This window comes from Burkholderia sp. S171, assembly GCF_009766085.1.
In the GTDB taxonomy this organism is placed as follows: domain Bacteria; phylum Pseudomonadota; class Gammaproteobacteria; order Burkholderiales; family Burkholderiaceae; genus Caballeronia.
Map to the genome: position 1 here is coordinate 341641 of NZ_LMUF01000052.1, position 24681 is coordinate 366321.

Genomic DNA, 24681 nt, shown 5'->3' on the forward strand with positions numbered 1-24681 from the left:
TTAGCCACCCATCACGCCCTGCGTGTTGACGTAAAGGGAGTACAGGCCGTGACTCGCCGCCATGAACAAGCGGTTGCGATAACGGCCTCCAAAACACACGTTGGCGCAGCGCTCGGGCAACGCAATGTGTCCTATCGCTTCACCTTGCGGCGTGAAGATCCTGACGCCGTCCAGCTCGTCGCTGCCCATGCCCCAGCCGCACCACAAGTTGCCGTGCACATCCACACGAAAACCATCGGGCGTGCCCTGCCCGGCATCGATCACCTCGCGCTGGTTCGTTAGCTTAAGGCCATCGTGGGAGATATCGAAAGCGAAGATCTTGCGCGGCGACGCACGCGAATCGACGATATAAACCACCGTCTCATCAGGCGAAAATGCGAGTCCGTTCGGGCCGATCAGCGTGTCGCTCATCATGGTAATCTCGCCGCTCTTGCCATCCACGCGATACACCGCCGGTTTCAACTCCGGGTCCTTGCGCTCGCCTTCATAAAAGCCGTCGATACCGAAGGTAGGGTCGCTGAACCAGATCGAGCCATCGGATTTCACGATCACGTCGTTCGGTGAGTTGAGCGGCTTGCCGTTGTATTGATCGGCAAGCACGCTGATCGAACCGTCGTACTCTGTGCGCGTTACCCGGCGCGTGAGATGCTCACACGTAACCAGCCGTCCTTCACGGTCGCGCGTGTTGCCGTTGGCATTGTTCGAAGGCTTGCGGAACGTGCGGACCTCGCCCGTTTCTTCGTCCCAGCGCAGCATGCGATTGTTAGGAATGTCGCTCCATACCAGCGAGCGGCTATCGCCGAACCAGACCGGGCCCTCCGACCAGCGAGCCCCTTGATACAAACATTCGACCGACGCCATGCCGACACGCAGCGCGTTGAAGCGCGGATCAAGTACTCGGACGGCGGGATCGGGGTAACGGCGCTCCATCTGTTCTCATCTCCTTGGTTGTTTGGGTCGTTCGAGTCGTGTGTTCAGTTGGGTCCGAGTTCGCCATCGCGCAGGCGCCACAGGCTTAGCGGGTTGTCATCCTGGAGTGCAAGCGGCAGCAAAGCCGAGGGCAGATCCTGGTAACACACCGGCCGCAGGAAGCGTTCGATCGCCATCGCGCCGACCGAGGTGGCGCGGCTATCGGAGGTCGCAGGATACGGCCCGCCGTGCACCATGGCATACGATACTTCAACGCCGGTCGGAAAGCCGTTCGCCAGAATCCGCCCGGCCTTGCGTTCGAGGATGGGCAGCAGGCGGCGAGCCAGCGGCACGTCGTCGCTTTCCATCTGCAGCGTCGCCGTCAACTGGCCTTCAATGCGCCGTGCCAAGTCCACTAGTTCGTCCTCGCTGCGGCAAGTCACGATCAGCGATGTCGGTCCGAATATCTCATCCTCGAGTTGCGGCGTGCCGATAAATTTCTCGGCGCTCACGATATAAAGCGCGGGCAGCGCCGGACATGATGCATCGGATTCAGCGCCGGTCGCAACGCGCTCCACACCCGACTCATCGCGCCGCGCAATGCCTTCCTGATACGCCGCCGCGATGCCCGCCGTCAGCATCGTCTGGGCGCCCTTCTTTTCGAAAGCACTCACGGCGTAATCGATAAACGCCTGCAAATGCGGTCCTTCCAGCGCCAGCACCAAACCCGGATTCGTGCAGAACTGACCGACGCCGAGCGTCACTGAATCGACGAAACCGTTCGCAAGCGATTCAGCCCGCGCCGCCAGTGCACCCGGCAGTACGAAGAACGGATTGATGCTGCTCATCTCGGCGAAGACGGGAATCGGCTCGCGCCTTCTGGATGCGATCTCGATCAACGCAAGACCGCCTCGCCGCGAGCCCGTGAACCCAACCGACTTGATCGCCGGATGCGCGACCAGCGCCTCGCCTATCGCGTTACCCGCCCCGACCACCAGCGAGAACACACCCTCGGGCAAACCGGAATCTGCCACTGCTTTCTGGATCGCGCGCCCGACCAGCTCCGAGGTGCCCAGATGCGCCGGATGTGACTTCACGACCACCGGACACCCCCCGGCGAGCGCGGCAGCGGTGTCGCCGCCCGCTACCGAAAACGCCAGCGGGAAATTACTCGCGCCGAACACGGCAACCGGTCCCACGGGAATCTTTTGCAAACGCAAGTCGGGACGCGGCAACGGCTTGCGTTCGGGCTGCGCTGAATCGAGCGTGGCAGAAAGCCAGCGGCCTTCGCGCACGAGCGACGCGAACAGTTTCAATTGCCCGATCGTACGGGCACGCTCGCCTTCCAGACGCGCTTTCGGCAACGCGGATTCGGCCTGTGCGCGTTCGATCAGCGTATCCCCAAGCCCGGCGATATTGTCCGCAATCGCCTCCAGGAATTGCGCACGCGTTTCGAGCGGCGTGAGCCGATAGGTATCGAATGCCTGCTCGGCAAGATCGGCCGCGCGAGCGACTTCCTTCGCTCCACCGCCGCCAAAAGCCGGCTGCAAGTCGACGCCGCGCGCCGGATCGAAGGCATGCAGCGTGGCGTCTTTTCCGCGCACCGCCGTTGCACCGATCAACATTTCTCCGGTGATCTGCATGTGAACTCTCCTGAAAGCAGCGCCTGTTGCTGACCGCTGTAGGCGCCGAGGGTGACAAGAAAAATCGGGTAACACGAGGTGTAAACGAACTCGTTTTTTGCCGTGGACTATCGCGTCGCACGGAAACTTTCAGCGACGTGCGAGTGATTCCAACGCTTGACCTGCTGCTCTCGACGCAAACCGCCGACTCGGAAATCGCGCATCAGACCGAATTGGCATGGTCATGATGCGCGGCCTGAATGACGATACGGCGTGAGCCAGCCCAAGCCGTCCGACGTGCCTGCGCGCGGCCGATATTCGCAGCCGATCCATCCGCCATAGCCGAGCGAATCGATGAGATCGAAAAGGTACGGATAGTTGACTTCGCCCGTATCCGGCTCGTTACGGTACGGCACGCCGGCAATCTGAATATGACCGATACCCGCGTTGCGCCGTTTCATGTCACGGCGAAGCTTGACCGCCAGATCGCCCTCCACAATCTGGCAGTGGTAACAGTCGAACTGGACTTGCAGGTTCGGCAGGCCAATCTCTTCGCAGATTGCTTGCGCTTCATCCTGCCGGTTGAGGAAATAGCCGGGCATGTCACGCGTATTGATCGGCTCGATCACGATGGTGACCCGAGCCGTCTGCGCCATGCTCGCGGCCAGCGTCAGGTTCTTGATATAGACATCGCGATGCTGTTCGCGCGAGTGCTGCGTTGCGTCTGACGTTGCGTGTGGCGTTTCCATCAACCCTGCCATCACATGCAGCCGGTCATTCCCAAGCGCCGCGGCATAGTCCAGCGCGATCTCGATGCTGCGCCTGAACTCGTCCTCACGTCCCGGCAAAGATGCAAGACCGCGTTCACCGCCGGTCCAGTCGCCCGGCGGCGCGTTGAACAGCACCTGCTTCAGGCCATTGTCCACGAGCTGGGTCTTGATCTCCGATGGCGGGAAGTCATAGGGAAACAGGAATTCCACCGCCTTGAAGCCATCACGCGCCGCCGCGCCGAAACGGTCGAGGAACGCATGCTCGTTGTACATCATGGAGAGGTTGGCAGCGAAGCGCGGCATGGTGAACCTCCTGCTGGTCGGGATGACGCCGAGGCGGACGGCGTCGCGGGCACGCACTGCAACCGCGGCGTGCAAGACGCACTGCGCAACTCCCGCGCCCGGTTCGTCCATGGCCCGATTGTTCAAGCTTCACAGCGGTAATATTTCCGAACCCCGTGCCCGAATGATCGGTAAAAACGCTCTTCAAGGCGAAATCGAAGGGTCGATCAACGCGAAAGCATCGCGGATCTCCGATGTGCTTTTCGGGCGCACGACCCGCGCAACCTCGACCCCGTTGTCGAGGAAGATCAGCGTTGGCCAGAGTTTGATCCTGAACGAGCGGCCTAGCGGGCGGCCACTGCCGTCCTCGATCTTCAAGTGCCGGACGCTGGCGTGATCCTGGAACGCCTCCCCAATCAACGGCTGGGCAGCGCGGCAATGGCCGCACCAGGCGGTGCCGAATTCGATGACCGTCGGCCCGTTGAGCGCGTCGATCTCAGCGCGCGATGGCGCGGTAAGTGCGAATTCAGTGGTCATCGTCATTAGCTTTTCCCCTCGAAACGAAATTCCAGCCATTCTATTCAGCAACGGCCTGACGCGCTCGACACGGATTTCTTGCCCATTCACAGCGAGGGCGCCAAGTGCTTGCTGTCTTCTCAACACTGCCAATGGCGCGCTGCAAATTCACTTCCCGCGATGTTCATGACATAGCCGAATTTGGCCAAGCCGCCCTTGTCCCAAAGACCAATCTCGCACCGGGATCGGCCTTTCGCCTTTAATGCGAACACCGTTCTAAAACTGCCCGAACCCCGTCAACCCGATCAGGCTGCCCAAGGCCAGCAACCACAGCGGATGCAGCTTCGTCCTGAATGACAGGAACGCAATGATCACCGTGATGGCGGTGAGTATCCAGCGAGTGTCCGACGCCTCGGCAATCAACGACGCGCTCGCCGCGACCAAACCGGCTGTCATCGGTATGAGACCGAGTTGAACGTATCGCCGCCATGGATGATCCTTGAAACGTTCCCAGGCGTGCATTGCGGCAACCGTCACGATTGACGACGGGCCGAACTTTGCAATCGATGTCACCAGCACGCCCGGCCAGCCCGCCACATGCCAGCCGATCAGCGTCACGATCATCATGTTCGGCCCCGGCGCCGCCTGTGCAAGCGCAAACAGCGCGGAAAAATCTGCCTTCGACATCCACTGATGTATGTCCACTACCTGTCGCTGCATCTCGGGCAGGATGGTATTGCCGCCGCCGAAAGCAAGCAGTGAAAGCTGGCTGAAAATGGCCGCAAGCGAAACGAGATCGTGGTTCATTGGCCCTCTCCGCGCTTGTCTTCAGGCTTGTCTTCCTGCTTCACTTCCGGCCGCACTTCGCGATTCACCCTCGACGCGACGAAAATCGAAATCGGCGTGAGCACAAGCATCACCGGCAACAACGGCAAGCGCAGCAACGCGATCGCGATGAACGCTACGGCTGCGACCGCCGCCATGGAAAGTTTGTGCCGCAGCGGCCACGCGACCTTGATCGCCATCGACACCAGCAGGCCCGCAGCCGCCGCGGCGAGTCCCGCGAACAAATGGCGGATGTGCGGGTCTTGATGCGTGCGTTGATACAGCACACCGAGTCCGATCACGATCAGCGACGGCCCGACGATCAACCCGAGCAGGCCGGCCAACGCCCCGGCCACGCCCCGAAATTTCATGCCGACGGCAACCGAGAGGTTGATCACATTGCCGCCCGGCAAAAACTGGCAAAGGCCCAGCAGATCGACGAATTCGTCGGGGGTGAGCCACTTGCGACGCTCGACGATTTCGCGCCGTGCCAGCGGCAGCGCGCCGCCGAACGCGGTCAGCCCAAGCGTCAGGAAACCGATAAAAATTTCCGCAACACTCGGCGGGGCGAGCGGCTCTTGCAAGGCGTGATCGTGCATGGTTTGGCGCGCGTTACTTTGAGAAGCGCAAAGCGTAACGCGTTATACCCGTTGCTTCAAAGGACGGAATGGCTGTTTAAAGCGCGATACGGATTTTTCGGGCGGCGAGATGCAGCGCAGCTACAACCGCCGGTATCCATCCCGCTCTCATCGCCCGATTCGGCTTACGAAGCCTTGACGTCGCCTCGTTCGCGGCGGGATTCGTAAGCTTTCAAATGCGCGTAGGCCGTTGAGAAAATCGGCGTGCTGATTGCTCCCTGCGCGCCTTTGGCCCGCGCAATCAGATCACCCACCACGTGATCGGCTTCGATCCGCGCGCCGTTTTCCAGATCGCGCAGCATGGAGGCGGTGATGGTGGAGCCGGCCTCGGTGAACATCGCCTGCGCACGCGCGACCACCGCTTCCCTCGGCGCAAAACCGTTCGCGGTTGCGATGGCGCGGGCTTCATCGAAGAGATCGAGCAGCAGTTTCTGACCGCCCGGCGCCGCGATGATGTCGCCGACCGGGGCGCGCATCAGGCACGTGCCGGCCGCGAGTGTCGCGAGGAACACCCACTTTTCCCACATCGATTGAATGATTTCCGGGCTGGCTACCGCGTCGAATTTCGCGCCGGACAACTGCGCCGAGATCGCTTCAATCCGCGCCGACACCCCTCCTGCGCGCTCGCCGAACGCCATGGAATGCAGCTTGTTCAAGTGAACGATGGTGCCGTCGGCGTCGAGCGTCACGGCCGCGATGCACTGGCCGCCGAGCACGCGCTCCGCGCCGAATTGCGCTTCGAGGACATCCAGGTGATGCATGCCGTTGAGCATGGGCAGGATGGCGGTGTTGGGGCCAACCGAGGTTTTTATCGACTCGATGGCACCGGCGAGATCGTAAGCCTTGCAGCTGAGCAGGATCAGGTCGAACGGTTCGCGTACGTCTTTTGCCAGCACGATGGGCGGATTGGGGATGGACAGATCGCCGTTCGGGCTGCGCACGTTGAGACCCGTCTGCGCGAGTTGCGCAGCGCGCCGCTCCCGCACAAGGAACGTCACGTCACGGCCCGCATCGAGCAGCCGTCCGCCAAAATAGCCGCCAATCGCGCCCGCACCCACCACCAGAATCCGCATGTCCTGCTCCTTGCATTTAGTCTGATCAGAACGCCACCGCGAATGCGACGGCGTCGCCTGGTTCTACGCTTGCCTGGTTCTACGCTTGCCAGACGCCGTATCCGGCTTCCCGCAAGCCGATTGCCAATTCCACTTCCATCTCCCGTGCGCCTTCGTAGGGCATCGGGTTGTACAACTCGTAGAGCTGCGGCAACAGTCGCAGCCCGAATTCGCGCGCATACCGGTTCGACTGGATGCCCGCCTTGTGTTTGTCAAAACGTACGTCAGGATCGATGCCCGTCATACCGACATAGACGAAGGGCTTGCCGAGCACGTAATCCGGATTCGCGCGCCGGAAACGCGCTTCGTTCCAGACGGGATCGGCCAGTTCGATCACGTAGACGTGGTAATGGTGGGTCCTTGGGTGAGTCCTCGGGTGAGTCGTCCGTGGAGTTTTCTGCTGAGTCTTTTTCCGAAGCGCCATGCGGTTGCCTTGTTTCGCCTGGTTCAAGCGAGTCGCGCCGCGCCTGAAACGGCTCGCGGATGCTCATTCTAGACCGGTGTCAGGCGCGTTGCCCGGCTGCGGCCAGCGTGCTGTCCGGTCGCTGTCCAGTCGTGCGGGCGCGTGTGATGCCTGCCAGCGCCGTGTCAAAGTGGTAATCTCGCTCCGTCTGCGCGTTCCGCGCGGCGTTTGCGCATGTCCACCGGCCAGACTGGCGGACGCGCGTAGTGTCCGTGCCGCTTTTGCCCCTGTTTCCTGGCGCAAAAGCCTGTCCGGAACGCCGTCGCGGGCACCGCCCCAATTGACAAATCGCATCCGTCGCGCGTGTAGCCACGAGCCGCCCGCGCTTCGGTCATTCGGAGAGAAACATGAGCAAGCAAGCAATCGGCGTTGTCGGCCTCGCCGTCATGGGACGCAATCTGGCCCTGAACATCGAGAGCCGCGGACACGCGGTGTCCGTGTACAACCGCAGCCGCGAAAAAACCGACGAACTGATCGCCGAGCATCCTGACAAGAAACTCGTGCCTTCGTACACGCTGGAAGAATTCGTCGAGTCGCTCGAAAAACCGCGCCGCATCCTGCTGATGGTCAAGGCCGGCCAGGGCACTGATGCCACCATCGACTCGCTGCGGCCTCTCCTCGACAAGGGTGACATCCTGATCGACGGCGGCAACACCCATTTCACCGATACCATCCGCCGCAACACCGACCTCGCCAAGTCCGGTCTGCATTTCATTGGCACGGGTGTGTCCGGCGGTGAGGAAGGCGCGTTGAAAGGCCCGTCGATCATGCCGGGCGGCCAGAAGGAAGCGTATGACCTCGTGGCTCCGATCCTGACCGAGATCGCCGCCAAGGCGCCGGACGGCGAACCGTGCGTGGCGTACATGGGCCCGGACGGCGCGGGACATTACGTGAAGATGGTGCATAACGGGATCGAATACGGCGACATGCAGTTGATCGCCGAAAGCTACGACGTGCTCAAGCGCGTGGCGGGTTTGTCGAACGAAGAACTGGGCAAGGTGTACGTCGAGTGGAACAAGGGTGAACTGGATAGTTACCTGATCGAGATCACGTCGAAAATCTTCTCGAAGAAGGATGAGGAAACGGGCAAGGATCTGGTCGATGTCATTCTCGACCGCGCGGCGCAAAAGGGGACGGGTAAGTGGACGAGCCAGAATGCGCTCGACCTTGGCGCGCCGTTGCCGCTGATTACGGAAGCCGTGTTTGCGCGCGTGCTGTCTTCGCTGAAGGATCAGCGCATTGAAGCGAGCAAGCAGTTGACGGGGCCGTCGCCGAAGTTTGATGGTGATCGTGATGCCTTCGTTGAAGCTGTGCGGCGCGCATTGTTCCTAAGCAAAATTGTTTCGTATGCGCAGGGGTTTGCGCAGTTGCGCGCGGCGTCGGAAGAGTACAAGTGGGACTTGCAATACGGTCAGATCGCGAAGATATTCCGGGCGGGTTGCATCATCCGTGCGGGCTTCTTGCAGAAGATCACGGACGCTTACAAGACCAACGCCGACTTGCACAACTTGCTGCTCGATCCGTATTTCACCGACATCGCGACGAAGTATCAAGGTGCGTTGCGTGATGTCGTTGTGGCGGCCGTGAAGGCGGGTGTGCCGGTGCCGGCATTCTCGTCGGCGGTGGCGTATTACGATAGTTACCGGTCGGAAACGCTGCCCGCGAATCTGGTGCAGGCACAGCGCGATTTCTTCGGCGCGCACACGTTCGAACGGGTGGATAAGAAGGGCAGTTTCCACGCCGACTGGTCGTAAGCTGCTGAGAGGCAGCTGAGAAGCCACTGGTCTTTCCGGTAGTTAAACGCCGACGCTTTCGCGTCGGCGTTTTCTTTTGCCCCGAGCAAATCGTCAAATTTTGTCGCGGCGAATTTTTCCACAAGTCGAAAAATCGTGTTTACGCCATGCTTTGCTGTCGATGGATAACGGAACCACGGGAACAACATGGCAACGGCACTCACAGCAGTAAATCGGGAATCGGAGTTGAGCTACGCTTACCTCCACGCAATCGCATCTCACGCGGGCGTCAACTGCAAGACGAGCAACCGGCACGATGACAATGCCGGAATCGATGCCATGCTGACCGGTTGGGAGCCATTTCCGAATGGCGGAAGCCTGACTGAAGTCGACATCAAGATCCAGCTGAAGGCAAGCATCAAGCCGCCGTTCGACGACGGCGACTCGCTCTCCTATTTCCTGTCCGGCACGCAGCAATACAACGACTTGCGGCGGGAAACACACGCGTCGCCGCGAATACTTGCCGTGTTGTTTCTACCGCCAAAAGCGGAAGACTGGCTGACACACTCCGACGAGCAACTTGTGCTGCGAAAATGCGCCTACTGGGTCAGTCTGCGCGGCGCGCCACCAACAGACAACCACGCAGGCGTCACCGTAAAAATTCCGAAGCATCAGGTGTTCGACGGCGCCGGCCTGATGAAACTCATGGCGAGCATCTCGCGTCGCGAAATTCCCGCTTATAAAGCTCCCGCTCATCGAGTTCCTCATGGCGATTAAAGATCTATCCCCGTCTGGCCTGCGTGATTTCGTGAAATCGCTGGGATGGCAGTCGCTGCCCGATGGCATTGTGGACCGCCTTTACGTCCTGCATCATGCCGACGCGCCGCGTCGCCAGATCGTCATTCCCATGGATCAGGATGCGCCGGACTACGCCGAGGCGTGTGAACTTGCGTTGTCCAAACTCGCGGACCTGCAGGGTATGAAGCTGGCGGACCTGATTCAGCTCGCTGCCATCTCCCGTGACGACTCCATCTACTATCGCGTGACGAGCAGCGGCCCGGTTGATGACGGCCTGCCATTATCGTTCGCCGCTTCGTTGCTACTGGGCGCCGAGCAGATCCTGCTCGCGTCGGCCTGTACCGTATTGCGTCCCCAAACCCACCATCCGCGTCTGCACAGGGCTGAAGCTACGCAGCTTGCCGGTCACGCGCGGTTCGGCCATACCGAGCGAGGCAGCTTCGTGGTCCGCGTGTCGTGTCCTGTCGACGCCATGGAAACACCTTCCGTGGTCGACCTCGCGCACGCGAACGAGTCGTTCGTTCGCACGACCATGCTTGCCGCCAGAAGTGGTGTGCGCCAACTCGTCAGGGCCATCGAAGAGGACACGTTGAGCAACTTCGTAGATTCGCAACGGGCGGCGGCGTCGCCTATCGTTTCGTCGAATCTTTGCGAAGCGCTTACTCGTCTTCACAATGACGACGTGCGCAACAATATCGATATGTCGTTTCGTTGGGCAACCACCGTGGCGTTACCGCAGGACGCCGCCGGCAACGAGAGCATTCGGATTCGAAGTGATTACTTCGGGCGTATTGACGACGTGCGCCGGGAACTCCGGGCGATCGAGCTTGACCGCGATGACGTATTCATTGGAACGATCGAGCATCTGAACGGTGAATTCGATATTGAAGGAAATCGGGCCGGTGAGGTGATCGTCGCACTACTCTTGCGTGAGGGCGAGATCATCAAGGCCCGCGTCTTACTCGATCAGGAACAGTATGCGAGGGCAGTCACTGCCCACCTGGACGACCGCGCCCTGGTTCGCATCGCGGGACGCCTGCGTCCCGGTCGCCAACCGCGTACGCTAACGGACGTGACGAGCTTTATTCTGATCGGCCCGGGTCCAGGCTAAGAAAAATCGGGTTCTGCTCGGCAGACGAATTGGTGGACTGGCGTTCGGCGCTTGAAGCGCCCGAATCTTACGGCCCGAAGCCCAGCACCGCCCGTATCTGGTCACCGCTCGCGCCGCTTCCGGCGAAGTCATCGAACGCTCGATCCGCTACGCGAATAATATGCTTGCGGATGTAGTCCGCCCCCTCTCGCGCACCATCCTCCGGATGCTTCAACGCGCACTCCCATTCAAGCACGGCCCAGCCGGGAAAGTTGTATTGCGCCATCTTCGAAAAGATCGCGCCAAAATCGATCTGCCCATCGCCCAGCGACCGGAATCTCCCTGCCCGATCCACCCAATCCGAATAACCGCCGTACACGCCCTGCCGCCCATTAGGACGAAACTCCGCGTCCTTCACGTGGAAAGCTTTAATGCGTTCGTGATAGATATCGATGAACTGAAGGTAGTCCAGTTGTTGCAGCAAGAAGTGACTTGGATCGAACAGGATGTTCGCGCGCGGATGATGGTCGACCGCAGCAAGAAAACGATCGAACGTCATGCCGTCATGAAGATCCTCGCCCGGATGCAACTCGTAGCAAACATCTACGCCGGCTTGATCGAAGGCATCCAGCAACGGCCGCCAGCGCCGCGCCAACTCGTCGAACGCGGCCGCCACCAGACCCTGCGGACGCTGCGGCCACGGATACAAATACGGCCAAGCCAGCGCCCCCGAAAATGTCACGTGCGCGCTCAAGCCCAGACGCTTCGATGCCGCCGCCGCGAACCCGACCTGCTCGATCGCCCAAGCCGTACGAGCCTTGGGGTCCCCGCGAACATGCGCGGCGGCAAAACCATCGAAGAGCGTGTCGTAGGCCGGGTGAACGGCGACAAGTTGCCCCTGCAAATGCGTCGATAACTCCGTGATGCTCACGCCCGCGTCGTCCACTACGCGAAGCAAATCGTCGCAATACGCATCGCTCTTGGCAGCCTGCTCGAGATCGATCAGCCGCGGATCGCACGGCACCTGAATGCCTTCGTAACCCAGGCCCTTCGCCCAGCCCGCGAGATGCGCGAGGCTGTCGAAGGGCAACGTGTCGCCTAGAAACTGCGCCAGGAAAATGGCAGGGCCTTTGATGGTTTTCATGAGCATCGATCCGCGAATGGTGCTGTCTTCAAGCCGCCAGGAACTCAGAACGGCGAGTTCGGATAATAGAACTGCTTGGCGTTGTCCTTCGTGATCAGCACCGAAGGAATGATGGTCGTCGGCGGCAAGTTTTCACCCTTCAAACGCGCTTCGGCAGTGAGCTTGATCGCGTCGTAGATGAACTTGGGCGAGTACGAAACGTCCGCCTGGACCAGCTTGTCGCCGTCCATGATCCGCTTTACCGCTTCCTTCGATCCCGCGCCGCCGAACACCTGTTTGATATCCGTACGCTTCGCCTGATCGATAGCCTTCAGCACGCCGATCATCATGTCGTCATCGGCGGCCCAGACCGCGTCGATATGCTTGAAGCGCGTCAGGTAATCCTGCATGACCTTGAACGCGTCGTCGCGATTCCAGTTGGCGTATTTGGCATCCAGGATCTTCATGTCGGGATGCTGCTTGATCACCGATTCAAACGCAGTCCAGCGTTCGTTATCGAGCGTAGTCGGGATGCCGCGCAACGCAACAATGTCGCCCTTGCCGTCCATCGTCTTGGCCAGATATTCAGCCGGCAGTTTGCCGAATGCGGTGTTGTCGCCCGCTACGTAGGCATCCTGAGCACTGGTATCGGTTAGCCCGCGATCCACCACGGTCACGTACACGCCTTTCTTCTTGACCTGCGCCACCGGCTGCGTCAGCGTCGCCGATTCGAACGGGAAAATCACCAGTGCATTGATCTTGTTCACGGTCACCAGATCCTGCAACTGGTTCGCTTGTTCCGGCGCGCCTGCCGCTGTCTTGATGATTATCTTCAAGTCGGGATGCGCCTTTTCCAGTTCCTTTTTAGCTTCGTTGGCCCACCAGACGATACCGCCGGTGAAGCCGTGCGTCGCGGTAGGGATAGCGACGCCGAGCGTGACTTTATCGGCGGCGATGGCCGAGACGGCGCTTGCCGCCAGCGTGAGCGCGGCCAGCGAGGTGCCGGCTACGCGAAGAATGTTTTTCATGCGGTGTCTCCATTGTTTTGACAGGCGCCCGAGAGGATGTCAGGGCACGGTTCGAACACACTTCAACGACGTCCACGCTGTAAAAACGCTACGAAAATAATCACGGCGCCCTGCACTGCCGCGTTGAGATACACACTGATAATGCTGGTGAGATTCAGGATGTTCGCAATCACCGACAACAGAATCGCGCCGATCACCGTCCCGATCACGCGCCCTTCGCCGCCCCTTAATGCGGTGCCGCCTACGACCACCGCCGCAATCGCTTCAAGCTCCCAGAGCAGGCCGGTGGTCGGCGTTGCGGATCCGAGACGCGGCACATACAACACCGTCGCCACGCCGACGCACAGCCCAAGCAACACGTACGTGACGATCTTCACGGAATCCACGCGAATGGCCGCATAGCGCGCGACCTGTTCGTTCGAGCCGATCGCCTGCACATGCCGCCCGAACACGGTCCGGTTCAGCACGACCACACCGCCCGCCGCGACGATCAGGAACACCCATATCGGAACGGGAATACCGAAGAGACTGGCGTAATACACGGGGCCATAGAGATCGGACAAACTGTTGTCGAGCGTGAGCGCCCCGCCGTCCGCGAGCCACGTCAGCACCGCGCGGAACACCCCAAGCGTCCCCAGTGTCACGATGAACGGTTCTATGCGTCCCTTGGTCACGAGCAGGCCATGCGCCAAACCAAAAAGACCCCCTAAAACAAGGGCTAAAACGATCCCGACAGCAATAATGGCGAGTGGTGCGAGGGTGTGTCCGCCCACGCCGTGCGCGAGCGCGTTCATGACCCAGATCATGCTGCCCGCGATCAATGCGGCCATCGATCCAACCGATAAATCGATGCCGCCCGAGATGATCACGAAGGTCATCCCCACCGCGATGATGCCGATGAACGAGGTACGCGTGAGGACGTTCATCGCGTTGTCGAAGGTGGCGAAATCCGGATTCAGCAGCGTGCCGCCTATGCATAGCGCGACCAGCCCGAGCAGTGGCCCGACGCCGTGCAGCCGTCGCGCGAAGCCGCCCAGACGGCTCGATCTTTCAACGCCTTCAGTGTGTGCCGGTCGCATGCGCGATCAACCTCTCTTCAGTCAGATGTCCGGGCCCAAGCGTGGCGACAAGCTCGCCGCCACGCATCACTGCCACGCGATGGCATAAACCAATCAGCTCGATCAGTTCGGATGAGATGACGATCACCGCACGGCCTTCGGCGGCGAGCGCATGGATCAGGAAATAGATGTCGCGTTTCGCGCCGACATCGACACCGCGAGTGGGCTCGTCGAGGACAACCACGCGCGGATCGGGATGCAGGAATTTCGCGAGCGCGAGTTTTTGCTGATTGCCGCCCGACAACATGCGCGCGCGGCTCGCCAGATTGCCGGTGCGGATACCGAAGTCGCCGACGGCTTTTTTAAGCGCATCGCGTTCCGCTTGCGCGTCGAGCAGCGGATGCGCGTAGCGCTCCAGCGTCATCATCGTGAGGTTGTCTTTCAACGCCATGTCGACGTGCAGGCCGCGTCCCTTGCGGTCCTCGCTTAAATAGGTGATGCCGTGTTTCATCGCAGCGCGGGGATTGCGCGGATTGATGCTCTCGCCGTCGAGCACAATGCGTCCTGCCGTGCGCGCCCGCAGGCCGATCAGTCCTTCGAAGAGTTCCGTGCGTCCCGCGCCCACCAGCCCCGCGAAGCCGAACACTTCGCCTGCCCGCACCGAGAAACTCACGTTGTCCGCCCATCCGGGGACATAGGCGTTATCGACCTTGAAAGCCACGCGGGCATCGGCGGCGAGGACGGGTTTATCGGGGAACATGTCGGACACTTCGCGCCCAACCATCAGGTTTGCCATCTGCTGGCGCGTGGTCTCGGCGGTCAACCCGCGCGTGACGAAGCGGCCGTCGCGCATCACGATGACTTCGTCGGTGACGAGTTCGACTTCATCGAGTTTGTGCGAGATATAAACGATGGTCACGCCGTCGTCCTTCAGCCGCGCCATCAATGCGAACAGGCGTTGCGTTTCAGCGGGCGTGAGCGTGGCGGTGGGCTCGTCCATGATCAAGAGACGGGCATCGCGCAGCATGGCCTTGGCGATTTCCACGAGCTGCTTCTCCGCGACGATCAGGTCGCGCACGCGCGTATCCGGGTGCTTGTGCAGGCCGACATCGGCGAGACGCGCACGTGCTTCCTCGCGCATGGTGGGTTCATCGAGGAAGAAGCCGCGCCGTTTCTCGTGACCGAGAAACATGTTCTGCACGATGCTCAAATGATCCGCGAGGTTCAGTTCCTGATGGATCAAAACGATGCCCGTGGCTTCGGCATCGCGAGAGCTATCGAAGTCCTTGACCACGCCGTCGATGGAGAACGTACCCGCGCTCGGGCGTTCATAGCCGGCGAGAATTTTCATCAGCGTCGACTTGCCTGCGCCGTTCTCGCCAAGCAAACCGTAGATGCGTCCCGGTGCAAGGTCGAAGCTCACGCCGTGCAGCACGCGAACGGGGCCGAACTGTTTTTCGATGTTGTCGAAGCTGACGGCCAGGCTCATGATCACGCGCTCCTTCGTATCATCAGCTGGTGCGGGAGCAGCACACCGGGCACATGCGCGTTGGGCTCGCGCAGGCGTTTGAGCAGCAAACGCGCGGCAGTTTCGCCGAGTTCGCGCATGGGTTGAGCGACCGTCGTGAGCGGTGGATCGATTTGCGCGGCGACGGCGATATCGTCGAAACCCATCACGGCCATGTCGTCGGGCACGCGCAGACCAACGCCGCGCAAACCGTTGATCACGCCGATGGCGAGTGTGTCGGAGACGGCAAATACCGCTGTCGGTCGATTGCGCCGCAGGCGTGTCAGCGTGCGCGCGGCACTTTCGCCGGCGGCGTAATCAAGGGTATCGAGGTCGACTTGCCAAGCGGGATCGGCGTCAATCCCTGCAGCGCTTAATGCGTCGCGATAACCCTCCGCACGCTGGCGGCTATATAAATAGCCATGGCCCGAATTGATCAGCGCGATTTTCCGATGGCCTCGGCTGAGCAAATGCCGTACTGCATCGCCGGCGGCTTGATAGTTGTCGATGCCTACGTACGGCACGCCTGCCGCGGGATCGAACTCGCAACACGCTACCCAGGGCAGCGTCGCCGCTTCTTCGACTAGTGCTTGTTGAATGGCGGCGGGATCGAGACAGATGGCGCCGTCAGCGCGGCGGCCTCGCAGCAAGTCGAAGTAACTGCGCTCGCGTCCCGGGTCAGCGCCGGTATCGCAGAGAAGCATGAAATAGCCGTTTTGACGAGCGACGCTGTCAATGCCGCGAACGATCGCGGCGTAGAACGGGTTGCCGAAATCGGGCACCAGGGTGAGCAGCATGCGGCTTTCCGCAGTGCGCAAATTACGGGCGAGTTCGTTGATTCGGTAGCCGCTGGCCGCAACCGCTGCGAGCACTTTGTCGCGGGTAGGTTCGCGTACGTTGGTGTGGCCGTTGAGGACACGGGACACGGTCGCGACCGATACACCCGCCTTCAGTGCGACATCGGAGATTGAGATTTCATCGGCGGTGCGAAACGAATCGGTCATTTGTTTCAGATCGCAGTCCGCAAGATGTAATGGATTACATTATTAGAGTGGGACGGGGTGCGACGCGATAGGGACAAACACGAAGAAAGGTCCTTCGCATGAACACCTAAGCAGCCGGCGCGCGACACAGCCCGGCCGCAGACGCCAAACTAGCGCATACTACGTCCCCATCTCCCCGCGCGGCTTCACTTCGCGCCCCCCTGATGCCCGGTTACCTGACCAAGCAACAAAACATCCCCGTCTCGGGCGTCGAAGACCTGATCATTCGCTCGCTGCTAGACCTCCAGCAATTCTCCGACCCTGATGGCGACGCCGAACGAATCGGCATCTCTTCTGCCATGTGGCCGTTGTTCGGCATGTTATGGCCCTCCGGCGCGCATCTCGCCGCGCGGCTCGCCCTGCGGCCAGTCTTGTTGGACGAACGAATTCTCGAAATCGGTTGTGGACTGGCCCTGGCCAGTCTCGTTGGACACAGGCGCGGCGCAGACGTGACTGCCAGCGATTGCCATCCACTGACCGCAGACTTCCTGAACGAAAACCTGCGCCTGAACCACTTGCCGCCCATGAAATACCGGCACGGAAACTGGTCCATCCCCGAGCTGGAAGACGCCCTGAAAGATGAAGCAGGACGCCGTATCGTCGATGGTCGCTTCGACCTGATCATGGGCAGCGACCTGCTCTACGAACGCGATGCCAACGCCACGTTAGCCGCGTTCATCGGACTGCATGCATCGCCGGCAGCCGAGGTGTGGATAGTGGATCCCGACCGGGGCAATCGCGCCGCGTTCAACCGGCAAATGGGCGACCGCGGCTTCCAGATGCGCGAAGAACGGCTGGATAAAATCGCCTTCGACGATACCGCCGCGTATAAAGGCCGCCTGCTGATCTATCGCTTCCACGACGCATAACGCCACACGCTACGCGTCCATCACTCGGCGCTCAACCAAACGTGAACGCGTAAGCCTCGACACCCGGGTCCAGGAATTCGATGGTGAAGGTGTGATCCTTCACATCGCCCGACTGGCGCACGAGCTGATATAAGCGCTGCTCCGTGACCGTGCCGGTGCCATCGGCCATAACGTCGGACCCGTGCGCATTGCCGGGCGCAGCGCCGTCGACGCTGACGCGAAACCTCACCGGCTTGTTGTCCTTTCCAGGTCCCAGCACGAGATGCAAGTCGCGCGCATGGAATCGATAAACAATAGTTCCCGTCGATGCCGCCAGCGTCGCTTGCTCGGCTCCCACGTTCCATGCGCCCGCCAGACCCCATTGATTAAGCGCAAGTTGACCCGGCGCGGCATACGTGTGAACACGGTCATGCGATTCGCCGGCCCGGCCGCCAAAGTTCTCCGCGCGTTCGTAGCCTACATAGGTTTCAGGTGACTGCATGTCGGCGTTATCAGCGGCCATTTGAACGCCCTTCGCTACGGTGTCGTCGCTGACCATCGCGCCCGCATTCGCGTGACCGGCTTCCGCCAGCAACTGCTGGATCACCTGCTCCGAATGCGCATAGTCGCCTTCGCCAAAGTGATGGAAGCGAATCTGCCCCTTGGCATCGATAAAATAATGCGCCGGCCAGTACTGGTTCCCAAATGCACGCCAGATTGCGTAGTTGTTATCGATGGCAACCGGATAGTCGACCCCCAGATCGTGCGTCGCGCGCTTGACGTTGTCCACGTTACGCTCGAATGCGAACTCGGGCGCGTGCACGCCGATCACGACCAGCCCCTGATCGCGATACTTCTGCGCCCACGCTTTTACGTAGGGCAACGAACGCAGGCAGTTGATGCACGAGTAAGTCCAGAAGTCGACGAGTACGACCTTGCCGCGCAAATCCTGAGCCGTCAGCGGCGGTGAATTCAGCCATTGAACGGCGCCCGACAGCGAGGGCAATTCGCCCTCTACGGGCAGCGACAGCGGCGCGTCGGCGGGAGCAGCTGCACGCATCATCGCGGGTCCAGTGGCGGCATCGGTTGCCGCGGTGGTCTGAGCGGGCGTCGCCAAGTTGTTGTTAACAGCTTTAGCCGGCATGGAACCGCCCGACAAGCTGTCCACCAGTTTCTGTTCGATACCACCCGTTGCAACCGTCGACACGCGTGCGAGCACGCCGGTATCGAGTCCTAACGAGATGGCGACAACACCCAGCAACATCGCAGCGCCTATACCGCGGCGAATCCACTCGCCCGCCCCAAGCGAGCGCTTCATGGCAGCAAACACCCGGCCGCCGATGAGCAACGCCACCGCCAGCGACGTCGCGGCCCCAGCCGCGTAAGCGACCAGCAGCAAGGTCGTGCCGACGCTTGCGCCACGCAGTGCCGCGCCTGTCAGTACCAGGCCCAGAATCGGACCGGCGCAAGGCGCCCACAGCAAACCGGTCGCGATGCCCAGCAGGAACGAGGAACTCGCACGCACTTGTTGTCCGTCGGCCTGGGCGAATTCGGACAGCCGGTTGCCCGCGCTGACAAACGGACGCATGAGGCGTTCAGCGAAGCTTGGCAAGAGCAACGTCAAGCCGAAGACACCCAGCAGTGCGACAGCAACCCAGCGGCCGTACTGGTTTGCCTGCGTCACCCAGCCGCCGCCTACTGCCGCGAGCGTCGCGACCGCGGCGAAGGTGATGGCCATGCCGGCAAGCAAAGGCAGGCCGCTGCGCACGAACGGCTGATCCGCCCGCGAGAACACAAAGGGCAACACGGGCAAGATGCAGGGGCTCAGGATAGTGAGCGCACCGCCAAGATAAGCCAGGACTATGAGTAACATGAGCGTGAAGTTCTTAGGTCTTTAGGTGGTCGGGGTTCAGCGCAAAGCAGTTGCGGTTGTTCGTGTAACGGATCGAGCAACGTATTCAGGCAACTTAGTCAGGCAGCGTGCTCAGGCAGCGGCGGGTTTGAATGTCATCGCCAGGCCATTCATGCAATAGCGCAAGCCGGTGGGCTTGGGGCCGTCATCGAAGACATGACCGAGATGGCTGCCGCAACGCCGGCAATGCACCTCTGTGCGCGATACCCCGAAAGACAAGTCCTCATGCGTTGCCACGGCGTGGTCGAGCGGCGCCCAGAAGCTTGGCCAGCCGGTGTGGCTATCGAACTTGGTACGTGACGAAAAGGCGTCTAGCTGGCATCCGGCGCACGCAAACGTGCCGCTACGATGTTCGTCGTTCAAGGGGCTGCTATAAGGGCGTTCTGTGCCTTCGTGCCGAAGTACGTTGTATTGCGCGGGCGTCAGCAGGCGGCGCCATTGGTCGTCGGGGTGCACGACCTCGAACGCTTCGTCGGCGGTGCTGCCGCCAGTCGCACCCCACACGCGATGTTGATTAAATGCGGTGAGCGCTGCTGCCGCAAAGACGCTGCCTGCAAAAATAAATCGACGCCGGGTTTGCATGATGTGCTCCTGAACAAAACCAACTATTTAAGGAAGGCCGTTCTTGCGTGAATCGGCTTCCGGGTCGCTACAGGGAACCGCGGTCGGGGTTCTAACAGGCAAACACTTCAATCACGGCTTTAATCCCTCGCAACGGAAAAATCGTGACCAATCTTGAAAACCTGAAACCTATTCAACCGGGTCCTGAACGCCGCGCGGTTTTATCGGCCGACATTCTCTGTGCGTCTGTTAGCTAGTTCGTGCGGGGTGCACGGCGGGTTACACGTGACCCATCAAATTCGTTCAGCGGACCCAGGGTTACATCTACAGGCATATCGTATTTTTTCAAAACGCTATATTTACCGAAATATAGCGTAACGCGATCGATATTGAGTTGCGATGCATGGGATAGGGTTTGATCCGAGCTGTGACGTTCACGGGTCGGATGGTGCTTGCCCGAGAGCACGGGTGGCGAAGCGTGTCTATGTGGGGATTCGCGAGAAGGAGGGTTTCAAACATTCGTAGCTCTGGCGAGCACCGTGCTTTTGGGGCACCTATGAATGAAAACTGCACGCTGTGGACACTTAGGGTAGCGTGTTTGAAAGCGTTTTCTTTGCTTCGTTTCTTTGCCGCTTTGGGCAAAGAAATGACGTGCCGCCACGCACAGTGGCTAACAGTGATGAAGATAAAATCCGAGTCAAGCAGGCCACTAACCCTGAAAGCAGCAACCCGGCACTGCCTCAGACCGCAAACGCTGGAACCTGGCAGCAACCCGACCTAAACCCCAATCACCACCCCCGTCCACCGGCGCGAGCGAAAAATCACCTCACCATGTACCCCCGATCCGTCATACATTCGCCATACGAGCGCCAATACTGGACCATCGGCGGCTCGGGCGGGGGCAACGCGGGCATAGGCGCATCGGCGGAAGTAGAGCTTGCCTGCGCGGCAGCGCGAGCATCGGCAGCCACGCCGGGCGTCGGCGTCGCGGACGCATCCATTCCCGAAGCCGTAACCGGCGCGGACCCGGGCGCAATCTCCGATGGCAACGGCGCCGCCACGGCAACCGGATGCACGGCACCAGGCTTCACGGTCGTTGGCTTTTGAGGCGCCTGGGACACGCGCGCCATCACCACGCCGGTATGTTGATTGGCGTAGCTGTAACACATGGCGGTATCGATACTGGTTTGCGCCCGGCTCTGGCTGCGCATTGGAATGGCGAGTGGTTGTTGCGCAAGCGCGCTGGTGCTCACGAACAGCACTGCAATGCCGGCGGACAGGGGAATTCTCATAGCTCGTGTACTCCGGGAAACAGGAATGGCGGCCCCGGATCAAGCTGATTCCGAAGCGCCGCCAAACGAGCTTTCACCTTACTGTCCGCGTTCTATCGTCATGCGAAAGACTATCGCTGTAATCCGCCAACTTTTCGCATTATTTGTCTGGTTAGCGTGCTGGACCGCGTTTCGTCGGCGATCCTTAGCGATCCGAGCGCCATCAAAGTAGCGCTACGAGGTTCGGAGGATCGACCTTGTGCAGCGCACCACAAACATCGCCTGAATCGCAAACTCAAAGGTACCGGCCAATACCCTACTCAGTCCGAGCGATATCGCTCTACCCACTTACACCCGCCCGTATCAAATGCTTTCCAGCGCCAGCGCAATGCCTTGCCCACCACCGATACACAACGTCACCATCGCTCTCTTCAGGCCGTCGCGTTTCATCGCGTGGGCGAGACGCGTGACCAGCACCGCGCCGGTTGCGCCAATCGCGTGGCCGTGGGCAATCGCGCCGCCTTCGGGATTCACAACGTCATCGGGCAAACTCAGTTTGCGCGCAACCGCGATCGGCACGGCGGCGAACGCTTCGTTGATTTCGATACGCTCAAGATCGCCCAGCTTCCAGCCCGCGCGATCCAGCGCCTGCTGCACGGCAGGCACCGGCCCAAGACCAAACATACCCGGTTCGACCGCCGCGATGCCGTACGCGACCAGCCGCACCAATGGCTCGATCCCCTTGCGCTCGGCAAACGCGCGATCCGCTACGAGCATCGCCGCCGCACCGCTGTTCAGGCCCGGCGCGTTGCCCGCTGTGATCGTTCCGTCAGGGCGGAACGCCGGCCGCAGTTTCGACAAGGTTGCGAAGGTCGTATCGGGGCGCGGCTGTTCGTCGATATTGAACACGACGCTTTGCTTACCCGCCTTCACCTCAATGCCGACGATCTCCGCCGCGAACCAACCCTTCGCCTGCGCCGCGGCAAAACGTTGCTGTGAGCGCTCGGCGAAGCGGTCCTGCGCTTCGCGCGTGATGTCCATCTGCGTGACGAGATCTTCCGTATGCCAGCCGGAATGCTTGCCGGAGAAAGCGTCATCCAGACCATCGCGCAACATGCTGTCGTGGATTTCCGCGTTGCCCATCCGATACCCGAAGCGCCCGTTATCGAGCAGATACGGTGCGCGGTCCATGTTCTCCATGCCGCCCGCCACCGCGAGCTGCACGAAGCCGGCAGCGATCTCGTTCGCCGCCGATACGATCGCCTGCGCCCCCGAGCCGCACACGCGGTTCACGGTCAACGCAGGAACTGCCACCGGCAAGCCGCCGTTCACGGCCGCCTGACGCGCCGGATTCATGCGGTTGCCCGCCTGGATCACGTTACCCAAGGTGACCGAATCCACGTCCTGTCCCGCGACCCCGGCACGCCTCAGCGTTTCACGGATAACGGCCGCGCCAAGATCCGTCGCGGGCGTGCCTTTCAGCGCGCCGTTGAACGCGCCGATCGCAGTTCTGACCGGCTCGCACAGCACGATTTCACGTTGTTGGCTCATGGTTCTTCGCTCCTTGCGTTGTTCACCCGAAAACTTAGTGCGCCGGCGTGAGATAAGCAGGCGTCGCAGTTGACAAGGACCCCTTCACGTTGCGGCCCACTTCATCGACGAGAATCTCTTCCTTGCCTTGCTCAATGCCCTCAAGCACCTGACGCACAACCTCTTCCGGCGATGTCTTCGGCGCGTCGATTCCCGCAGTCATATCGGTATCGATAAACGCCGGATGCACGCCCACCACCAACGTGTTCTGCCCGCGCAATTCGGTGCGCAGGCCGTTCGTGATCGCCCACGCGGCAGACTTGGACGCGCTGTACGAACCCGTGTTGTCGATGGTCAGCCAGCTCAGCACCGACAAGATGTTGACCACCGCGCCGCCGCCGTTGCGCTTCAGGATCGGCGCGAAGGCTTGCGTAATGGCAAGCGGACCGATCACATTGGTCTCGACCTGCGAGCGCACGGCATCGATCGACGCGCCATCTAGCAAGGAACCGCCAATAATCGCGCCTGCATTGTTGATGACGACCTGCACGTCGGTCAGGCGGTCAGCCGCCGCCGCGATGCTTTGCGCATTCGTAACATCGAGTTGCACGGCTTCCACGCCGGGCACTTTGACCTGGCTTTTATCGCGTGCCGATGCATATACCTTCGATGCCCCCGCTGCGAGCAACGCTTTTGCGAATTGCTCACCGAGGCCGCGATTCGCGCCCGTTACCAAGACGACTTTTCCTTTGATTTCCATGCTAATCTCCATAGTGCATATGCACTTAATGAGGTAAAAAAATGCCCGGCAAAGTGCCGAGCTAGTATTTCATTCCATCGATGTCAGTTCGAGCAGCGACTTTCTCAGTTCCCCAGCACGTTCCTGGCCGAACTTGTCCTCGAATTCCTGTTGCGCCTCGCGCCAGTGCAGCGACGCTTCGCCAAGCGTCTTTTTGCCGGCGTCGGAGAGCGATAACGCAACCGCACGCGTACTGGCATCTTGCTGAACGGCATTCACAAGGTGGTCGCGCTGCAACGGTTTCAGCGCCCGGACCAGCGTGGTGCGCTCCATCACCATGGCGTCTGCGAGTTCGGCCATGGTCACGCCCGGCCGCCGATGGATTGCCGCGAGCAACGTAAACTGCGCCGCCGTCACACCCGCCTGGCTGACGTGGCGCTCGTAAAGCTGCGACACAAACCGCGCCGCCTGACGAATGGCGAAGCAGTTGCAGTCGAGGTAAGACAGATCTTGGGTAGTCATGCTCCCCATTCTATTTGTGTATATGCACTTTGTCAAGATGACGGTTGGGCACGCCCTGAAGCATGGCCTCAGTTACCCCTTGGGATACGCCACGACATCGCCTTCGACCGACAGCGCGATGCGCTCGCCGACACGCGGATGCGAATGCCCCGCCACGCGAATCTGCACACCACGCTTGGCCGTAAGGGAACGCAGCATGACGCTGGCATCGTGACCATAGAACACGACTTTCTCGACCACCGCCTGGACGCCATCGCCGTTCAAACGATGATCGGCAACAATCCGGATCTGCTCTGGCCGGATCATCACGTCGACATCACTCGCGGCCACGGTACGGGCGATCGGCAACGTGCCGAACTCGCAAATTACCTGCTTCGAATTCCGGGAATCGATTTGTCCCGGCACGATCACCGCGTCGCCGACAAAACTCGCCAGCTCACGCGACACCGGCCGCCGATACACCGCCTCCGGCGAATCCGTCTGCACGAGACGGCCACGCCACAACACCGCGACCTCATGCCCGAGCGACAACGCCTCGGCCTGATCGTGCGTGACCAGCACAGCGGTCGCGCCCGTCGCCGCGAGCGCGTTCGCCACGGCTTCACGCGTTTCGATCCGCAAGGCGGCATCGAGTGAAGAAAACGGCTCGTCGAGCATCACGAGCGAGGGCGAAGGCGCAAGCGCGCGCGCCAACGCAACGCGCTGCTGCTGTCCGCCGGACAATGCTTGCGGCGGCCGGTCGCCATACGCGGCAGGCAGGCCAACGAGCGCCAGCAATTCA

Annotated in this window: 24 protein-coding genes; 4 read left to right on the top strand and 20 right to left on the bottom strand. The window is 60.9% G+C overall.

Annotation, left to right across the window (positions count from 1 at the left end):
* From GSQ93_RS30460 to GSQ93_RS30495, 8 genes are all read right to left on the bottom strand, one after another.
* Positions 1–930: an SMP-30/gluconolactonase/LRE family protein gene (locus GSQ93_RS30460; protein ID WP_158939540.1), complete on the bottom strand. Its 930-nt coding sequence runs from the start codon at positions 928–930 to the stop codon at positions 1–3.
* A 44-nt stretch (positions 931–974) separates the two neighbouring features.
* Positions 975–2552: an aldehyde dehydrogenase (NADP(+)) gene (locus tag GSQ93_RS30465; protein WP_158939542.1), complete on the bottom strand. Its 1578-nt coding sequence runs from the start codon at positions 2550–2552 to the stop codon at positions 975–977.
* A gap of 221 nt (positions 2553–2773) precedes the next feature.
* The gene (gene otnI, locus GSQ93_RS30470) at positions 2774–3604 is read right to left on the bottom strand and encodes a 2-oxo-tetronate isomerase (RefSeq protein WP_158939544.1); all 831 of its coding nucleotides are present in this window, start codon (positions 3602–3604) and stop codon (positions 2774–2776) included.
* A gap of 183 nt (positions 3605–3787) precedes the next feature.
* On the bottom strand, positions 3788–4126 hold the full coding sequence (locus GSQ93_RS30475; RefSeq protein ID WP_158939546.1) for a thioredoxin family protein: 339 nt from the start codon (positions 4124–4126) through the stop codon (positions 3788–3790).
* Positions 4127–4375: 249 nt separating this feature from the next.
* On the bottom strand, positions 4376–4906 hold the full coding sequence (locus GSQ93_RS30480; RefSeq protein ID WP_158939548.1) for a chromate transporter: 531 nt from the start codon (positions 4904–4906) through the stop codon (positions 4376–4378).
* Complete coding sequence (locus tag GSQ93_RS30485; RefSeq protein ID WP_158939549.1) at positions 4903–5523, bottom strand: chromate transporter; 621 nt, start codon at positions 5521–5523, stop codon at positions 4903–4905. The genes GSQ93_RS30480 and GSQ93_RS30485 overlap by 4 nt, the downstream gene beginning before the upstream one ends.
* Positions 5524–5687: 164 nt before the next feature.
* Entirely contained in the window at positions 5688–6635 is a 948-nt protein-coding gene (panE, locus tag GSQ93_RS30490; protein ID WP_158939551.1) for a 2-dehydropantoate 2-reductase, read from the bottom strand.
* Between the two features lie 79 nt (positions 6636–6714).
* Positions 6715–7098 carry a hypothetical protein gene (locus tag GSQ93_RS30495; RefSeq protein ID WP_254074140.1) on the bottom strand — a complete coding sequence of 128 codons (384 nt, stop codon included), beginning with the start codon at positions 7096–7098 and terminating at the stop codon, positions 6715–6717.
* A gap of 386 nt (positions 7099–7484) precedes the next feature.
* On the opposite strand from GSQ93_RS30495, the gene gndA reads away from it, so the two are divergent.
* From gndA to GSQ93_RS30510, 3 genes are all read left to right on the top strand, one after another.
* A complete protein-coding gene (gene gndA / locus GSQ93_RS30500; RefSeq protein WP_089165866.1) occupies positions 7485–8891 on the top strand; it encodes an NADP-dependent phosphogluconate dehydrogenase in 1407 nt (468 codons plus the stop codon).
* A gap of 186 nt (positions 8892–9077) precedes the next feature.
* Complete coding sequence (locus GSQ93_RS30505) at positions 9078–9647, top strand: DUF4365 domain-containing protein (RefSeq protein WP_158939553.1); 570 nt, start codon at positions 9078–9080, stop codon at positions 9645–9647.
* Positions 9637–10779, top strand: a complete 1143-nt coding sequence (locus tag GSQ93_RS30510; protein ID WP_158939555.1) for a hypothetical protein — start codon at positions 9637–9639, stop codon at positions 10777–10779. The genes GSQ93_RS30505 and GSQ93_RS30510 overlap by 11 nt, the downstream gene beginning before the upstream one ends.
* Before the next feature lie 67 nt (positions 10780–10846).
* Here GSQ93_RS30510 and GSQ93_RS30515 read toward each other — a convergent pair whose 3' ends face one another.
* The 5 genes from GSQ93_RS30515 to GSQ93_RS30535 all read right to left on the bottom strand — a co-directional run bounded on the left by GSQ93_RS30515 (position 10847) and on the right by GSQ93_RS30535 (position 16478).
* Positions 10847–11902, bottom strand: coding sequence for a sugar phosphate isomerase/epimerase (locus GSQ93_RS30515; protein ID WP_158939556.1), 1056 nt, complete (start codon positions 11900–11902; stop codon positions 10847–10849).
* A gap of 44 nt (positions 11903–11946) precedes the next feature.
* Entirely contained in the window at positions 11947–12909 is a 963-nt protein-coding gene (locus GSQ93_RS30520) for a substrate-binding domain-containing protein (protein ID WP_158939558.1), read from the bottom strand.
* 62 nt (positions 12910–12971) lie between these two features.
* A complete protein-coding gene (locus GSQ93_RS30525) occupies positions 12972–13988 on the bottom strand; it encodes an ABC transporter permease (protein WP_158939560.1) in 1017 nt (338 codons plus the stop codon).
* A complete protein-coding gene (locus GSQ93_RS30530) occupies positions 13969–15456 on the bottom strand; it encodes a sugar ABC transporter ATP-binding protein (RefSeq protein ID WP_158939561.1) in 1488 nt (495 codons plus the stop codon). Before GSQ93_RS30530 ends, GSQ93_RS30525 begins: the two co-directional genes overlap by 20 nt.
* A 2-nt stretch (positions 15457–15458) precedes the next feature.
* Entirely contained in the window at positions 15459–16478 is a 1020-nt protein-coding gene (locus GSQ93_RS30535; RefSeq protein WP_158939563.1) for a LacI family DNA-binding transcriptional regulator, read from the bottom strand.
* A gap of 203 nt (positions 16479–16681) precedes the next feature.
* Between GSQ93_RS30535 and GSQ93_RS30540 the strand changes: the two genes are divergently transcribed.
* Positions 16682–17386: a methyltransferase gene (locus tag GSQ93_RS30540; protein WP_158939565.1), complete on the top strand. Its 705-nt coding sequence runs from the start codon at positions 16682–16684 to the stop codon at positions 17384–17386.
* A gap of 31 nt (positions 17387–17417) precedes the next feature.
* On the opposite strand, the gene GSQ93_RS30545 is transcribed toward GSQ93_RS30540, so the two are convergent.
* The 7 genes from GSQ93_RS30545 to GSQ93_RS38395 all read right to left on the bottom strand — a co-directional run.
* Entirely contained in the window at positions 17418–19238 is a 1821-nt protein-coding gene (locus tag GSQ93_RS30545) for a cytochrome c biogenesis protein DipZ (protein WP_158939566.1), read from the bottom strand.
* A gap of 111 nt (positions 19239–19349) precedes the next feature.
* On the bottom strand, positions 19350–19859 hold the full coding sequence (gene msrB, locus GSQ93_RS30550; RefSeq protein WP_158939568.1) for a peptide-methionine (R)-S-oxide reductase MsrB: 510 nt from the start codon (positions 19857–19859) through the stop codon (positions 19350–19352).
* Between the two features lie 800 nt (positions 19860–20659).
* The gene (locus GSQ93_RS30555) at positions 20660–21130 is read right to left on the bottom strand and encodes a hypothetical protein (protein WP_158939570.1); all 471 of its coding nucleotides are present in this window, start codon (positions 21128–21130) and stop codon (positions 20660–20662) included.
* Positions 21131–21472: 342 nt separating this feature from the next.
* Positions 21473–22660 (bottom strand): thiolase family protein, encoded by a 1188-nt coding sequence (locus GSQ93_RS30560; protein WP_158939572.1) that lies wholly within the window; start codon positions 22658–22660, stop codon positions 21473–21475.
* Positions 22661–22694: 34 nt separating this feature from the next.
* Positions 22695–23399, bottom strand: coding sequence for an SDR family oxidoreductase (locus tag GSQ93_RS30565; protein WP_158939574.1), 705 nt, complete (start codon positions 23397–23399; stop codon positions 22695–22697).
* A 69-nt stretch (positions 23400–23468) separates the two neighbouring features.
* The gene (locus GSQ93_RS30570; RefSeq protein ID WP_158939576.1) at positions 23469–23900 is read right to left on the bottom strand and encodes a MarR family winged helix-turn-helix transcriptional regulator; all 432 of its coding nucleotides are present in this window, start codon (positions 23898–23900) and stop codon (positions 23469–23471) included.
* Positions 23901–23972: 72 nt separating this feature from the next.
* Positions 23973–24681 (bottom strand): ABC transporter ATP-binding protein (locus tag GSQ93_RS38395; RefSeq protein ID WP_254074141.1); only part of this gene is annotated, 709 nt, incomplete at its 5' end.